Here is a 13,985-nt window from a genome sequence, read left to right as displayed (position 1 = left end):
GTGGGCGTCGGGAACTCAGCGATGGTCCTTGGAATCGCCGCGGGTGACGTGCGGGACGATGGCGACAGCACCTGCGGCGTCGACCGCGTAGCCGCGCACGCCCGCGAAGGAGATCTTGTGACGGTCGAGCAGGGCGACGGCGGCGTCCTCCTGACCGGCGGGGACATAGAGGAAGAAGTGGCGCTCGCCCGTCTCCGTCAGGTTGTCCGCCGTCAGCGAACAGGTCCGCCATGCCGCCACCGGGGCGTCTTCCAGCGTCTCCACGACCTCGCCGATCTCGCGAACCTCGCCCTTGGTGTTGACGATGACGATGTCCGGGAAGTGCTCGGCGCCCTCGAACGGGATCGAGCGGGTCGGACGGTCGACATTGGTCAGCGTGACGTAGTCGGTGGGCCAGTCGGTCTGGTCGTGGAAGGGAAAGCGGGTCCGCGCCACATGGCGGACGACCGCGTCGTGCTGGGTGCTGGGCATGTCCTCTCCGATCTTATTGGTGGCCACTTTATTGATGATCGTAGCGGTCACCCCGGGTCAGGAAGGGCGTCACCCGCACGGTCTCGCCATCGACTTCCCACTCGCGCAGGCCGGCGAACGAGATGCCGTTGTCGTCCAGTTCTTGGAGCGCGTCGGCCGCCAAGCCCTTCGGGACGTAGACGAAGAGGTTCTTGACGCCCGTCTCGTTCAGGGTGTCGGCGACTGCCGAACAGGCGGCCCAGCGCGCCACGGCGGCGGCGTCGATCGCGGTCTCGACCTCGCCCAGGCGGCAGGGTTGGCCCCGTTCGTCCAAGATGACGATGTCGGGCGCGATCGGACCGTCCGGGGTGTCGATGACGTGGGAACCTGAATTGGCGATGGTGGTGTAGCCGGCGGGCCAGTCAGTCTGGCCCGGAAACGGAAAGCGGTTGGCGGCGACGAAGCGGACGACGCGGTCGTGGTCCGTGGATGTCCAGGGCATCGGCCCCTCCTTCGAAGTCAGGGGATGAGCCGGCGGGATCAGACGGGGTCGCGGATCAGGGGAGCGGTCGAGCAGTGCGGCCCGCCGCCGCCCGAGCACACCAGATCGTACTGGACCGTGATCACCTCGACGCCACGGGACGCGAGGCGGTCGAGCGTGTAGCCCGATGCTCCTTCCGTGATGATCACGCGCCGGGGAGCCACCGCCAGACCATTGATGATCCAGGGGTTGTCCTCGTGGTGGACCTCGATCGTCTCGATGCCGAGCGCCTTGAGCTTTTGCAGGAAGCTGAAGGGAAGCTGCGTCGGATTGATCAGCGCCAGATCGGGCGCGATCATCAGGAAGACGCCGTCGATGTGCAGGCGGTAGCCGGTCAGGTCGATCCGGATCAGCTCGACGCCCTGCGAGCGCAGCACCTCCGCGATCTGGAGCGCGCCCTCCTCGTTGCCGCGCGACGAGACGCCGAACACGGCGGTCTTGTCATTGAGCCAGGCGAAGCCGCCGCCCTCGGCCACGGCGGTGCCGGACAGCGTCCGCAGGATGGGACAGCCAAGCGCGGCCAGCGTCCGCGTCGCCGGCACCTCCTCGCCCCGCCGGATGCGCGGCCCGAGCCGAGTCACGATGGCGCCGCCGCCGACGCCGATCACGGCGTCGCGGGTGTAGCAGGACTTCATCCGGCCGGGCGCCGGGCCGTCGAGCATGACGACCTCGACCCCCTCGGCCTTCAGCACCGCGACATAGGCATCGTGCTGGGCCCGCATGCCGGCGAGGTCGGGGCCTTGGGCGCCGCGCCAGTACCAGCCTTCCTGGATGTCGCCGAAGGCGCCCATCTCCAGGCGCTTGGAGGTGTCGACGATCCCGACCTCCGGGCCGGGCCGGTGCATCAGCACGACGCGGAGGCGTCCCACGTCGTTGGTGCAGCCCCACGGCCTGCCCCACCAGCGCGTCAGCTGGTCCGGATCCTCGAAGGCCGGTTCGGCCTCCGACGGGAATATCTTGATCAGCTGGTTGTAGCGCCAATCGTTCTCGGTCATCACGCTCATGGCACGGGATTTCCCTGTTCGGTCGCTCCGGCGATCCGCGCGGAGTCACAAGTGTTGGATGTCAAATGCCGACGATCGGATCGCCGCCGTTGGGGCAGACGAGCTGCCCGGTCATGAAGCCGCCGCGCGGACCGGTGATGAACAGGATCCAGCCCGCGATCTCGTCCGGTTCGGCCCAGCGCTTGACGAGGTTGAGCTGGGCTTCCTCGTCAAGCGCCTCCTGGCCATAGCGGAGCGTCATGCCGCTGCGGACGACACCCGGCGCCAGCGCGTTGACGAGGATGCCGTGCGGGGCGAACTCGCGCGCCCAGGACTTCGCGAAGCCGATCACGGCGGCCTTGGCGGCGGCGTAGTGGCTGGAACGCTCGAACCCGACCTGACCGCGGTTGGAGGCGATGTTGACGATGCGGCCGTAGCCCTTGGCCTTCATGCCGGGCAGCACCGCGCGGGTCGCCGCCAGCGTGCCCCAGACATGGATCTCGAACAGGCGTTCGTAGGCGGCGCGGTCGATATCCTCGATGACGGCGTTGAAGCCCGGCACGCCCGCGTTGTTGACCAGGATATCCACCCCGCCGGTCTCCTCGACGCTGCGGCGCAGGCTGGCCTCGTCGGCAACGCTGTAGGCGGCCCCGACCGCCTCGCCGCCCGCCCGCTTGATGGCGGCGACGGTGGTGGCGACACGCTCCGGATCGATGTCCTGGACGATGACGCGGGCCCCGGCGGCGGCGAACAGGCGGGCGGTCGCCTCTCCGATCCCGCTGCCAGCACCCGTCACCATCGCGACCCGGCCAGCGAATTCACTCATCCCGTTGCTTCCTCTTCGATGCTGGTTTCGGCCCTGTTGATTTGGGCTTGGGCGCCTTGGGGTTTGGTTGGGCGATCACCCCGGCGAAGACGAGGTCGAGGTGCCGCTCCACCGCCTCCTTGAGGTCGTCGATCGTCATCTCGTCGTCGGAGACGAGGCGGCTGAAGTGGTAGGTGCCGATGGCGGTCACCAGATCGGCCAGCACCTCGAGGTCAACATCCTTCTTGATGGTGCCGCGCTCCTGGAAGCCGGTCAGCATCAGGACGTAGTGGCGCTTGATCAGCCATTGGAAGCGAAGCGACACGCGATGGGCGGTGCCGCGCGGCTCCCGGTAGGGGGCGGACAGGATCGCCCGCCAGCATTCCCGGCTGAGGGTGCGCAGCGCCTGGTCCGCCAGCAACTTCTCGAAGGCGCGGATGGCGTCCATCGGATCGGCGGGCGGATCGCGCACCAGCGCCCGCCGTTCCGGCAGGGACGCCCGGACGTGGCGCACCGCCAGCGTCGTCAGGATGTTCGCCTTGGTCGTGAAGTAGTTGTAGACAGTGGCGGGCGCCACCTGGGCCGATTCCGCGATCTCCTCGATCCGCGTCGTCTCGTAGCCTTGGGAGGCGAACAGCTCGGACGCGACGTTCAGAACCTGCTCGACCCGGGCTTGCCGGTGCCGCGCCCTCAAACCAGCCATCGGAAAAAACACCCTCGATCCGCCGCCAACACGAGGAATGATACGCGACGCGAACTTGGAGTCGACTCTTTTTTTAGACTTGACTTCAAATTGCGCTCACCCGAGCATTGTCGCTGAAAACACCCCTCGCGGATCATGACGGGGGGAGCCCGCCGGACGCTCGCGATCCGGTCGGCGCCAAGCAATTGCTACAGGGAACGGGTTCGTCCGTCGGGAACCACGCGCGGGGCGTCGATCAGGGTGACGTCCGCTGGGAGATGAGGGAATTCACATGACGAGATCCACATTCAACGACGACCTGGTCGAGATCGCCGCCGACGAGCTACGGGCTGGCCGCCTCGCCCGCCGCGACTTCCTGAAGGTGCTGGGCGCCGCCGGACTCCTGCCAGCGGTTGGGGCCGGTTTGGGAACGCTGCCGTTCGGGTCCAGCCCGGCGGCGGCCAAGGCGGCGGAGCTGGTGCTGTGCAACTTCGGCGGCGATGCCGTGGCCGGCATGGGCGAGGCCTGGGGCAAGCCGTTCACCGCCGACACCGGCATCCCGGTACGGGTCGATGGCGGCAGCCCGCTGGCCGGCAAGATCAAGGCGATGGTCGAGTCAGGCTCGGTCAGCTGGGACATCTGCGACGGCGACGGCTTCCTGTGCAACCAGCTGGGCAAGCAGGGCCTGCTGGAGGAGGTCGACTACGGCGTGGTCGACAAGTCGCTGGTGCGGGACGGCTGGGCGTGGCCGCACGGCATCGCCAACTACACCTACAGCTTCGTGCTGGCCTACCGGAAAGACATATTCCCCGACAAGCCGCCGACCTACGCCGACTTCTTCGACACCGCTAAGTATCCCGGCAAGCGGACCATGTGGAAGTACCAGATGGGCGCCATGGAAGCTTGTCTGCTGGGAGACGGCGTCAAGCGGGACGCCCTGTACCCGGCGGACCTGGATCGGGCCATCGCCAAGGCGCGCTCGCTTGGGGACGACGTGATCTATTGGGAATCCGGGGCCAGCAGCCAGCAGATGTTCCTGGATGGCGAGGTGGTCATGGGCAACATCTGGAACACGCGGGCCAGCATCCTGGAGCGCGACACCAAGGGCGCCGTGACCTGGACTTGGAACGACGGCGTCTTCTGCCCGTCGTCCTTCGTGATCCCCAAAGGCAACCCGGCCGGCTCGGAGGCGGCGCAGAAGTTCATGGCCTCGATGCTCGACCCCGCCCGTCAGGTCAAGCTGCTCCAACTGCTCGGCAACGGCCCGTCCAACCCGGCGGCCTCGGCCATGCTGCCGCCCGAACTGCGCCGGATCGATCCCGGTTACGCCGACAATGTCGCGGTCCAGGCGATCCGCAGCGAGGAGTGGTACGAGATGAACTACGACGCGGCGGTCGAACGCTGGATCGACGGCATCTCCGGCTGACGGAGGACGCTGAAGTGGCGAAGAGGCCCTTATCCGGGGAGCCTTATGTCGGGTTCCTCCTCCCGGCGGCGCTGCTGGTCTGCGGGCTGTTCCTGATCCCGATCGGGCAGCTGGTGGCGCTGTCGTTCGGCGGGCTGGACGCCCCGACGCTCCGCTGGTACGAGCAGGTCGCGGCGACCGACAGCATCCACCGCATCCTGCTGACGACCTTCCGGATCGTCGGGCTGACCACGGTGATCGCGGTGGTGCTGGGCTATGCCGTCGCCTATGCCATGGCCCACATGGGCGAACGGCAGCGGCTGGCCCTGCTGCTCTGCGTGCTGGTGCCGTTCTGGCTGTCGGTGCTGGTGCGGGCTCTGGCGTGGCTGATCCTGTTGCGGAACAATGGGATCGTCAACGAGGCGCTATTGGGATCGGGGCTGATCGCGGCGCCTCTGCCGCTGGTCCGCAACGAGCTTGGGGTCGTGATCGGCATGGTGCACTACCTGGTGCCTTATGCCGTCTTCCCGATCTTCGCGACCATGCGCGGGCTGGACGGCCGCTTGATGATGGCGGCGCGCAGCGTCGGCGCCTCGCCGTTCCGGACATTCATCGACATCTACCTGCCGCTGACGCTGCCAGCCCTGTTCGGGGCCGGGCTGCTGGTCTTCGTGTTCGGCCTGGGCTTCTTCGTGACGCCCGCCATCCTGGGGGGTGGCCGGGTCGTGATGCTGAGCGAGTATGTCAGCATCTCCGTGCTCCAGACGCTGCGCTGGGGCTTGGCCGCCGCCTTGTCGGTCGTGCTGCTGGTGGCGACGCTGGCGCTGATCGCGATCGTCAGCCGCGTCACCGGCGTGCGCCGGATGCTGGGAGCCTCGTGATGGATCTTCGGGGCTGGGCGAGGCCCATGATCTTCGCGGTCGCCTGGGTGATAGCGCTGTTCCTGCTGCTGCCGGGGCTGGTCACCATTCCGGTGGCGTTCAACGACAGCCGCTTCATCGCGCTGCCCCAGGGGGCGTGGTCGCCGCGCCACTTCGAGACGCTGTTCACCTCGGCGCCGTGGCTGTCCAGCATCGCCGACAGCCTGGGCGTGGCGCTGGCCTCCACCGTGCTGGCGGTCTGCCTCGGCACCGCCTGCGCCGTCGGGTTGTGGCGGGTGAGGCCGTGGCTGGCCGGGCTGGTCGGCGCCATCATGCTGGCGCCGATGATCTTCCCGCCGATCGTCAGCGCGCTGGCGCTGTACCGCGCCTGGGTCGCCATCGGGCTCTACGACACCTGGGCCGGCGTCGTGCTGGCCCACACCATCCTGGCGATCCCCTATGTGATCATCGCGGTCACGACATCGCTGTCCATGCTGGACGCACGGCTGGAGCAGGCCGCCCGCAGCCTGGGCGCGACGCCGCTGCGCACGATGATCGACGTCATCCTGCCCAACATCCGCACCGGCGTCGCGACCGCCGCCGTCTTCGCCTTCATCGTGTCATGGGACGAGATCGTCGTCACCATGTTCGTGTCGAGCCGGGCCGTCTACACGCTGCCGCGCCGCATGTGGGACGGCATCCGCGAGAGCGTCGACCCGACAGTGGCTGCAGTGGCGGTGGTGCTGATGGCGCTGACCGCGCTGGGCGTCCTGGCGGCGATCGTCGTCTCGCTCCGCCGTCCCGCCCGAAACCCCTGAGCCCGCAAAGCCTGCCCGAAATACCTGCCCGTGGATACCTGAAGGACCCCATGCTTCCGCCCCTGATCCAGAACCCGCCGCCCTGGCCCAACGGCGCCCGCTGCGCCGTGTGCTTCTCGTTCGACATGGACGTGGAGAGCCTGCTGCACCTCAACCACCGGGAGGCGGCGCCGTCGCGGCTGGCGACCTCGTCGGCGCTCCGCTACGGCCCGTTCGTGGCGATCCCCCGGATCATCGACATCTTCCGGCATTACGGTATCAGGCAGACGGTGTTCGTGCCGGGCTGGTGCATCGAAGCCTATCCGCACGCGATCGAGGCGCTGGTCGAGGCGGGGCACGAGATCGGCCATCACGGCTGGCTGCACGAGCGGCCCAACACCCTGTCGCCCGGCGACGAGGCGCGCGTGCTGGACCGCGCGCTGGAGGCCTTCGACAGGATCGTGGGCTCCCGGCCGACGGGATACCGGGCACCGGCCTACGCGCTGTCGGAACACACGCCGGACCTGCTGGTCGAACGGGGCTTCACCTATGACGCCTCGCTGCTGGGCGACGACGTGCCGTACCTGCTGAAGTCGTCCAAGGGGACGCTGGTGGAGCTGCCTTCCGACTTCGCGCTGGACGACTGGGTGCAGTACGTCAACATGAAGGAATTCGGCTTCATGATGCCGATCCAGGCGCCGGAGCGCGCCATGGAGGTGTTCCGCGCCGAGTTCGACGCGGCGTGGACCTATGGCGGGTTATGGGTCTCCGTCTGGCATCCGTTCGTCTCGGGCCGGCTGGCGCGGGCCGACGCGATGGCCCGGCTGATCCAGCACATGATGGACAAGGGCGATGTTTGGTTCGCGCCGATGACCGAGATCGCGGCCCATGTCCAAGGCTTGGTGGACCGGGGCGAGTGGACGCCCAGGACCGACGAGGTGCCGTTCTGGGCGGCGCCGGTCGATCATCTCGTGACGCCGAGCCGAGGCTGACATGGCGATGACGTCGAGCGTTCCGGAAGGCACTTCCCCGCCCTCCCCCATGGCCGGGCCCCGTATCGAGCCGCGTGTCGCGCTGTCGATCCGTGAGCTGACGAAGCGGTATGGCTCGGTCGCCGCGATTGACCGGCTGTCGCTGGATATCGCCTCGGGCGAGTTCCTGAGCCTGCTGGGACCGTCGGGCTCGGGCAAGTCGACCATCCTGATGGCAATCGCCGGCTTCGTCGATCCGGACGGTGGCGACATCCTGCTGGACGGGCAGCCGGTCGGCGGATTGCCGCCGGAGAAGCGCGGCTTCGGCGTGGTGTTCCAGGGCTACGCGCTGTTTCCGCACATGACGGTGCGGGGAAACATCGCCTACCCGCTGAAGCTGCGGGGAATCCGGGGCGCCGAGCTGGACCGGCGGGTCGAGCGCGCGATCGACCTGGTGCATCTCCAGGCCTTCGCCGGGCGGATGCCGAGGCAACTGTCCGGCGGCCAGCAGCAGCGGGTGGCGTTGGCCCGCGCCCTCGTCTTCGATCCGGCGGTGGTGCTGCTGGACGAGCCGCTGTCGGCTCTGGACAAGAAGCTGCGGGCGGAGCTTCAGTTCGAGCTGAAGAGCCTGCACCAGCGGCTGGGCACGACCTTCGTCAACGTCACCCACGATCAGGAGGAGGCGATGACGATGTCCGACCGCATCGTCATCCTGCGCGACGGCCGCGTCCAGCAGATCGGCACGCCCGACGCGCTGTACAATACGCCGGCCACGCGCTTCGTCGCCGACTTCCTCGGTCGGGCGAACTTTCTGGAAGGCGAAGCCGGGCCGGTCTCCGGCGGCTGCCTGACGATCGGCATCGACGGCGCCGGCGTGCGCCACCGCCTGCGGGACAGCGAGCCGCGGATGGGGCGGACGGCGCTGCTGGCGCTTCGCCCGGAACGGCTGTCGGTGCTGGCGCCGGATGCGGCGGTCGGCGACCGCAACCGGGTGGAGGGCCGCGTGGTGACATCAGCGTTCGTCGGCAGCCAGCACATCCACGTGGTCGAGACGCCGCTCGGCGTGCTGGAGGCGCACACGCCCGCCTTCGGGGCGGGAGTGCTGAGGAAGCCCGGTGAAGCGGTGGCGCTGGCTTGGCCCTGGGACGGCGGCGTGCTGGTCGAGGATCGGTGATCCGGATAAGGCGGGCGCGCTATCGCCACCGCCGTACATGCTCGACCAGAGCGCGCAGCTTCGGGGCGAGGTTTCGCCGGTTGGGAAAATAGAGGAAAAAGCCCGCGAATGGCGGACAGTACTCCTGGAGGAGAGGCACCAGCTGACCGGACGAGACGTAGGGCCTGAAGGTCTCCTCCATCCCGAACGTGATGCCTCCCCCCGCGCAAGCCGTGCGGATCATCAACCACATGTCATTGGTGGTGATCTGAGGATTGACCGCCACATCGAACTCACGTCCGTCTTCACCGAACTCCCAGCGATAAGGTGCTGTGTGGGGTGCGGGACGCCAGCCGATACAGCGATGCCGGGCCAGGTCGGAAGGGTGGGAGGGCTTCCCGAAGCGCTCGATATAGGAAGGCGCGGCAAACGCGCCCTGACGTTGCTCGCCGGACACCGCGACGGCGATCATATCCTGATCGATCACTTCACCCAGCCGGACCCCTGCGTCATATCCCTCCGCGACGATGTCGAATTCCTCGTCCGTGACGGTCACATCGATCTGAACGGCAGGATAGGCTTCCGCGAAGCCCGACAGCAGCGGCCCTGAGATGAATCGCTCCGCGATCGAGGACACGGCCAGCCGCAAAAGGCCGCTCGGCGCACTCATCCGATCGGCGGTGGCGTCCAGGGCCAGACCGACCTCGGCAATGGCGGGCGCGACGCGCCGGTAAAGCTGCTCGCCAGCCTCCGTCAGGCTGACGCTCCGTGTGGTTCGCTGAATGAGTGCTACACCCAACCGATCTTCGAGGCGGCGGATCGTCTGACTGATCGCAGGCCGTGTGACGCCCAAATGCTCGGCCGCCGCGCGGAAGCTTCGTGCCTCCGCAACCGCCAGAAAAACCGAGATGCCATTCAAATCCATAGCCATTGGTTAGTCAAGCTTACCAGCGTGGTCATCATTGGGCAAGTTGTCCACCCATCTTAGAGCATCTATTCTTGGCTGGAAGAACTGGAGATGGTGAACAATATGAATCTCGACAACTACAAGCTATTGGGACGCTCAGGACTGCGGGTTTCACCGATTAGTCTTGGCACCATGACCTTCGGGGCGGATTGGGGATGGGGCGCCGACAGCGGCGAAGCCCGTCGCATATTCGATCTTTATGTCGATCGGGGCGGCAACTTCATCGATACTTCGGTGAACTACACCAACGGCGCCGCCGAACGATTCCTCGGAGAATTCCTCGGCGACAAACGCGAGCGGCTCGTCCTTGCGACGAAGTTCACGATGTCCCGCGACCCCGGCAACCCCAATGCCGGCGGGAATCATCGCCTCAACATGGTACGGTCCGTCGAGCAGAGCCTCAGGCAGCTCGGAACGGATCGAATCGATCTCTTCTATCTGCACGCATGGGACATGACGACCCGACCGGATGAGGTAATGCGGGCTCTGGACGATCTCGTCCGGTCCGGAAAGATCCTCTATCCCGGCATCTGCAATACATCCGCATGGCGGGTCGCGGAAATGCAGACGCTCGCCGACCTGCGCGGCTGGTCGCCCTTCGTAGCGCTCCAGATCGAATACAGTCTCGTCGAGCGCACCGTCGAGCATGAGCTCATGCCGATGGCCGCGGCCTTGGGGCTCGGCGTGCTTCCGTGGTCGCCGCTAGGCGGCGGCGTGCTGACCGGCAAATACTCGCGAACGGACGTTCAGGATTCACGCGAGGCGGCCGTGTCTTCCAGCCGCAAGGGCGTCATCGCCTCGTCCGGGCATCTCACCGAACGCTCGATCGAGATTGCGCACGAGGTTCGCGCCGTGGCCGAGGAAGTGGGCTCGACGCCGTCCCGGATAGCGCTCGCATGGACGCTGACGAACCCCGCTGTCGTGTCACCCGTCATGGGTGCCCGCACCCTTGCCCAGGCGGAGGACAACCTGGGCGCCTTGGACGTCGTGCTGTCGCCGGACCAGCTCGATCGCCTGAACCGGATAAGCGATCCGGACCCGATTTTCCCGGCCCGCTTCATCGATCGGCCCCTGGTCCAGCAACTGATCTTCGGCGGTGCTTCGGTAGCTCGCCGCACCTGACCTTTGAAGGAGACCAGCATGGAAAGGAGACCGGCATGCGGCTCCTTCCAGGCTCGACCATAGCCGCCACGAGCGCGGGCCTACCCATCCTTCAGCAACCTGACGAAAGGATCGATCCCATGGCTATCCTTCCCCTGACCGGCCGCCTCGCCGGTGCGAGCCGCAAGCTGCTGATCGCGTCGGCATTCCTGGCCATCATCGGGCCGGCGCATGCCGAGACCACTGCTCCGGACGCCGGTATCGAGATCCAGGACACGGTCATCGAGACGCAGAACAAGGCCATCGTCGGCGAAGCGTTCGAGAAGTGGCGGGCAGGCGGTAACGTCTTTGCGGAGCTTCTCGCGCCCGACGTCGTCTGGACGATCCATGGCTCCGGCCCGGTCGCCGGCACCTATCGTGGTCTCGATCACTTTGTCGAACGAGCCGCCACCCCCCTGAACAGCCGTCTCACGACCCCCGTGACGCCGGAGGTCCATTATATCGTCGCCGATGGAGAAATGGTGATCATCCGCTTCAGCGGATCGGCCACGACGACCTCGGGCGCGCCTTATCGCAACCAGTTCGTCTGGATATTCCGGATGAAGGACGGCTCTGTCGTAGAGGCCGAGGCCTTTCTGGATCTCGTCGCTTACCAGCAGGTTGTCGAAAACAACGAGCCGCGTGCGCGATAGCCGCCGGTCGCGAACTCAGCCGAGGTTCAGTCCCCCATCGTCAGCCGGCCCCCAGCCCCCCGCACGGTGGCCCGGCCGGCGAGGAGCCATGCGTATCCAAACAGGTTCTGCGATGCCCCCCAAAACACTATGCTGGCGCCCTTACGGCGGTGCCCAATTATCGATTTCGACAGGCTCGATCACATCAGCCGGATCGAAGCCGAAGATGCGGCCATAGAACCACAGCTCGGCCTCCAGCGTCCGCCTGATGGTCGCTCCTTGCCGGAAGCCGTGCCCCTCGTTCTCGAAGGTGAGAAGCGCGACGGGGAGGCTCTTGGCGCGAAGCGCAGCCGCCATCATTTCGGCCTGATTGGGCGGCACCACCTTGTCGTCCATCCCCTGGAACAGGATCACCGGGCAATCGATCAAGTCGAGATGATGGATCGGCGAGCGCGCCCTGATGATCTCGCCCGACGTTTCCAGAGGCCCGATCAGGCGGTCGAGGTAACGGGATTCGAACTTGTGGGTGTCGTCATACAGGGCCTTCAGGTCCGAAATGCCGTAGTGGCTGGCACCCGCCCGGAACCGGTTGGTGAAGGTCAGGGCGCATAGCGTAGTGTAGCCGCCGGCGCTGCCGCCGGTGATCGCGATCCTGTCGGGATCGGCCAGACCCTGGTTCACCAGATACGTGGCCGCGGCATTGCAGTCCTCGACATCCGCCACGCCCCACAGGCCGTCGAGCGCCCGGCGATAGACCGTGCCGTAGCCGCTCGATCCGGCATAGTTCACGTCCACGACCGCGAAGCCCCGGCTGGTCCAGTACTGGATGGGCAGGCTCAACTGGGAGGATGCCGACGCGGTCGGCCCGCCGTGACTCTTGACCAGCAGCGGCGGCAAGGCACCTTCCGGGGCCTGGTGGTCCGCGTTTGTCGGTGGATAGTAGAAGCCATAGCCGGTCCTGCCGCCGGCGCCGGTGAACTCGATCGACTGCGCCAGCGAGATCATGCCTTCGGGGAGATCGACCGGTGCCGAGCGGCGCAGCACCCGTACATCGCCCTGGGGCGGCACAAGGGCGATGGAAGCGGGCTCACGTCCGCTGCCCGCCAGCAGAACCAGGGTGCCGTCGGACATCGCCTTGACCGCTCCGATCTGATCGAACGGAATCTGCGCCGGCACGGGTGTCAGCCCGTCCCCGATGCCGGTCAGCAGGGACCAGACGCCGTTCCGGGTGCAGGCGGCGGCGATCCGGTCAACGCCGGTCCCGGTGAAGGCATAGGTCGCCTGCCCGAAATTCCAGTAGGGCCGGGCGAATTCCGCCGCCATGGGAAGCAGCCCGACGCCGGCGCCGGAGCCGTCCCAACGGGTCAGGTTCCACCACCCGCTCCGGTCCGAGACGTAATGCAGCGCTCCGGACGGCGACCAGGACGGCTGCACGATCGCGATGTCATCCCCGCCATCGACCACCACGCTCTCCCCCAGCATGCCGGAGGTCAAAACGCCGGCCACCATCAGCCTCGTCCCGTCCCAAGGCATGTTGGGATGGTTCCACTCGATCCAGGCAAGCCGGTCCCCGTCGGCGTCAAGCCGGGGAGCGCCGTAGAAGTCGGCTCCCGTCGCGATCGCGACGGGGGCTTGCGGTGCCGCGGGCCGCGCCGCCACCGACACAAGGACGTTGAGCGGTTCCGCATCGCCCTGCCGTCCGTGAAGTTCGCCGACGGCGATCAGCCTGTCACGGCGCGCATCGAAGATGAGATCGGCGAAGCGCCAGCCGCTCCCGACAGGGCCGCCCTCATCGCCTTCGAGTGTCACGGGCACCGGTTCCGCGTCCTCATCCAGCCTCCAGATCCGCTGGTCGATGAAATTGACGAACCAGACCGTGCCGCCGGCCGCCACATAGCTGGCGCCGCCATATTCGTGAACCCGGCTGCGGCAGGCGAACGGCGATGCGAGAACGTCGCGGATGACGCCGTCCTTCGTCCTCTTCACGATGACGCTGCGGCCCTTCTCCGAGGGCCGGCTCTCGATCCAGTAGATATCGCTGCCATCGACGCCGGGTTCGGCCAGCCCGACGGCCTCGCCGACGATCAGGTCCGTCGTAATGGGCGACTTCCAGGCTCCGTAAGGGGCAGTGCGCATCTCGATGAAGTTCCTCGCCGGTGAAACGGGGTGGAAAAGGCCGACCCTATTGGAAATTGCCGGAATGCAAAACACCCGAACCTTCCAACAGGGGAAATGCTGGCGGAATTCGGGCATCTTCCCGACGATTGACTTCCCATTCCAGCTCACGCGGCAAGCGTCAAAAATCATAATCGGGGGAAGGACACCGAGCCATGGCAAGCGTGACCCGCATGATCGTCGCTATCGCCGATGCCTACCCGGCGCAGCCGGTCATGATGATCGTGCCCTACCCGACCGGCGCGGACCGGGAAACTGCCAGTGCCGTGAACGAGCAGGAGATTAGGTCGAACCCGGAACCATGGCGAGTTGTCGTTGGGCCACAGCCCAACCTACAGGCTCTTGCTTCGTAGGTTGGGCCGTGGCCCGACAACGGCCCGCATGTGAACGGAAATTATTCTTTTGAATCAGAATGCTAGCGGCC

15 protein-coding genes are annotated in these 13,985 nt (G+C 66.8%); 8 read left to right on the top strand and 7 right to left on the bottom strand.

Going from position 1 to position 13,985, the window contains the following annotated elements; translation table 11 throughout:
• Positions 1–15: 15 nt before the first annotated feature.
• The 5 genes from N826_RS26695 to N826_RS26675 form a co-directional block, all read right to left on the bottom strand.
• On the bottom strand, positions 16–471 hold the full coding sequence (locus N826_RS26695) for a hypothetical protein (protein WP_084721218.1): 456 nt from the start codon (positions 469–471) through the stop codon (positions 16–18).
• Between the two features lie 28 nt (positions 472–499).
• Positions 500–952 (bottom strand): hypothetical protein, encoded by a 453-nt coding sequence (locus tag N826_RS26690; protein WP_044433772.1) that lies wholly within the window; start codon positions 950–952, stop codon positions 500–502.
• A 38-nt stretch (positions 953–990) separates the two neighbouring features.
• Complete coding sequence (locus N826_RS26685) at positions 991–1,995, bottom strand: dimethylarginine dimethylaminohydrolase family protein (protein ID WP_044433770.1); 1,005 nt, start codon at positions 1,993–1,995, stop codon at positions 991–993.
• A 61-nt stretch (positions 1,996–2,056) separates the two neighbouring features.
• Positions 2,057–2,800: an SDR family NAD(P)-dependent oxidoreductase gene (locus tag N826_RS26680; protein ID WP_044433765.1), complete on the bottom strand. Its 744-nt coding sequence runs from the start codon at positions 2,798–2,800 to the stop codon at positions 2,057–2,059.
• Positions 2,793–3,482 (bottom strand): TetR/AcrR family transcriptional regulator, encoded by a 690-nt coding sequence (locus N826_RS26675; RefSeq protein WP_044433763.1) that lies wholly within the window; start codon positions 3,480–3,482, stop codon positions 2,793–2,795. Before N826_RS26675 ends, N826_RS26680 begins: the two co-directional genes overlap by 8 nt.
• A gap of 271 nt (positions 3,483–3,753) precedes the next feature.
• On the opposite strand from N826_RS26675, the gene N826_RS26670 reads away from it, so the two are divergent.
• From N826_RS26670 to N826_RS26650, 5 genes are read left to right on the top strand one after another with little or no spacing between them, the layout of a single operon-like run.
• Positions 3,754–4,887 carry an ABC transporter substrate-binding protein gene (locus N826_RS26670; protein ID WP_044433762.1) on the top strand — a complete coding sequence of 378 codons (1,134 nt, stop codon included), beginning with the start codon at positions 3,754–3,756 and terminating at the stop codon, positions 4,885–4,887.
• 14 nt (positions 4,888–4,901) lie between these two features.
• Positions 4,902–5,747 (top strand): ABC transporter permease, encoded by an 846-nt coding sequence (locus tag N826_RS26665; RefSeq protein WP_044433761.1) that lies wholly within the window; start codon positions 4,902–4,904, stop codon positions 5,745–5,747.
• The gene (locus N826_RS26660; protein WP_044433759.1) at positions 5,747–6,544 is read left to right on the top strand and encodes an ABC transporter permease; all 798 of its coding nucleotides are present in this window, start codon (positions 5,747–5,749) and stop codon (positions 6,542–6,544) included. Before N826_RS26665 ends, N826_RS26660 begins: the two co-directional genes overlap by 1 nt.
• 50 nt (positions 6,545–6,594) lie before the next feature.
• On the top strand, positions 6,595–7,515 hold the full coding sequence (locus N826_RS26655; RefSeq protein WP_211099392.1) for a polysaccharide deacetylase family protein: 921 nt from the start codon (positions 6,595–6,597) through the stop codon (positions 7,513–7,515).
• Between the two features lies 1 nt (position 7,516).
• Positions 7,517–8,668 carry an ABC transporter ATP-binding protein gene (locus N826_RS26650; RefSeq protein ID WP_147040677.1) on the top strand — a complete coding sequence of 384 codons (1,152 nt, stop codon included), beginning with the start codon at positions 7,517–7,519 and terminating at the stop codon, positions 8,666–8,668.
• Positions 8,669–8,687: 19 nt separating this feature from the next.
• Here N826_RS26650 and N826_RS26645 read toward each other — a convergent pair whose 3' ends face one another.
• Positions 8,688–9,578: a LysR family transcriptional regulator gene (locus tag N826_RS26645; RefSeq protein WP_044433756.1), complete on the bottom strand. Its 891-nt coding sequence runs from the start codon at positions 9,576–9,578 to the stop codon at positions 8,688–8,690.
• 87 nt (positions 9,579–9,665) lie between these two features.
• Between N826_RS26645 and N826_RS26640 the strand changes: the two genes are divergently transcribed.
• Both N826_RS26640 and N826_RS26635 read left to right on the top strand, forming a co-directional pair.
• Complete coding sequence (locus N826_RS26640; RefSeq protein WP_044433755.1) at positions 9,666–10,736, top strand: aldo/keto reductase; 1,071 nt, start codon at positions 9,666–9,668, stop codon at positions 10,734–10,736.
• A gap of 119 nt (positions 10,737–10,855) precedes the next feature.
• Entirely contained in the window at positions 10,856–11,407 is a 552-nt protein-coding gene (locus N826_RS26635; protein WP_044433851.1) for a nuclear transport factor 2 family protein, read from the top strand.
• A gap of 141 nt (positions 11,408–11,548) precedes the next feature.
• Here the strand turns inward: N826_RS26635 and N826_RS26630 are convergent, their stop codons facing one another.
• The gene (locus tag N826_RS26630) at positions 11,549–13,522 is read right to left on the bottom strand and encodes a S9 family peptidase (protein ID WP_044433754.1); all 1,974 of its coding nucleotides are present in this window, start codon (positions 13,520–13,522) and stop codon (positions 11,549–11,551) included.
• Positions 13,523–13,716: 194 nt separating this feature from the next.
• On the opposite strand from N826_RS26630, the gene N826_RS26625 reads away from it, so the two are divergent.
• Positions 13,717–13,914, top strand: a complete 198-nt coding sequence (locus tag N826_RS26625; RefSeq protein ID WP_044433752.1) for a hypothetical protein — start codon at positions 13,717–13,719, stop codon at positions 13,912–13,914.
• Positions 13,915–13,985 lie beyond the last annotated feature (71 nt).

Source organism: Skermanella aerolata KACC 11604 (assembly GCF_000936425.1).
Lineage (GTDB): Bacteria > Pseudomonadota > Alphaproteobacteria > Azospirillales > Azospirillaceae > Skermanella > Skermanella aerolata.
The sequence above is the reverse complement of the archived record's forward strand: the minus strand, read 5'-3'. Positions and strand labels throughout refer to the sequence as shown.

Bases quoted from the DNA above. Each gene is read 5' to 3' on its own strand.
- N826_RS26670 (WP_044433762.1), top strand. From the start codon at position 3,754: ATGACGAGATCCACATTCAACGACGACCTGGTCGAGATCGCCGCCGAC.
- N826_RS26685 (WP_044433770.1), bottom strand. From the start codon at position 1,995: ATGAGCGTGATGACCGAGAACGATTGGCGCTACAACCAGCTGATCAAG.
- N826_RS26645 (WP_044433756.1), bottom strand. From the start codon at position 9,578: ATGGCTATGGATTTGAATGGCATCTCGGTTTTTCTGGCGGTTGCGGAG.
- N826_RS26690 (WP_044433772.1), bottom strand. From the start codon at position 952: ATGCCCTGGACATCCACGGACCACGACCGCGTCGTCCGCTTCGTCGCC.
- N826_RS26630 (WP_044433754.1), bottom strand. From the start codon at position 13,522: ATGCGCACTGCCCCTTACGGAGCCTGGAAGTCGCCCATTACGACGGAC.
- N826_RS26650 (WP_147040677.1), top strand. From the start codon at position 7,517: ATGGCGATGACGTCGAGCGTTCCGGAAGGCACTTCCCCGCCCTCCCCC.
- N826_RS26675 (WP_044433763.1), bottom strand. From the start codon at position 3,482: ATGGCTGGTTTGAGGGCGCGGCACCGGCAAGCCCGGGTCGAGCAGGTT.
- N826_RS26680 (WP_044433765.1), bottom strand. From the start codon at position 2,800: ATGAGTGAATTCGCTGGCCGGGTCGCGATGGTGACGGGTGCTGGCAGC.
- N826_RS26695 (WP_084721218.1), bottom strand. From the start codon at position 471: ATGCCCAGCACCCAGCACGACGCGGTCGTCCGCCATGTGGCGCGGACC.
- N826_RS26625 (WP_044433752.1), top strand. From the start codon at position 13,717: ATGGCAAGCGTGACCCGCATGATCGTCGCTATCGCCGATGCCTACCCG.
- N826_RS26635 (WP_044433851.1), top strand. From the start codon at position 10,856: ATGGCTATCCTTCCCCTGACCGGCCGCCTCGCCGGTGCGAGCCGCAAG.
- N826_RS26640 (WP_044433755.1), top strand. From the start codon at position 9,666: ATGGTGAACAATATGAATCTCGACAACTACAAGCTATTGGGACGCTCA.
- N826_RS26660 (WP_044433759.1), top strand. From the start codon at position 5,747: ATGGATCTTCGGGGCTGGGCGAGGCCCATGATCTTCGCGGTCGCCTGG.
- N826_RS26655 (WP_211099392.1), top strand. From the start codon at position 6,595: ATGCTTCCGCCCCTGATCCAGAACCCGCCGCCCTGGCCCAACGGCGCC.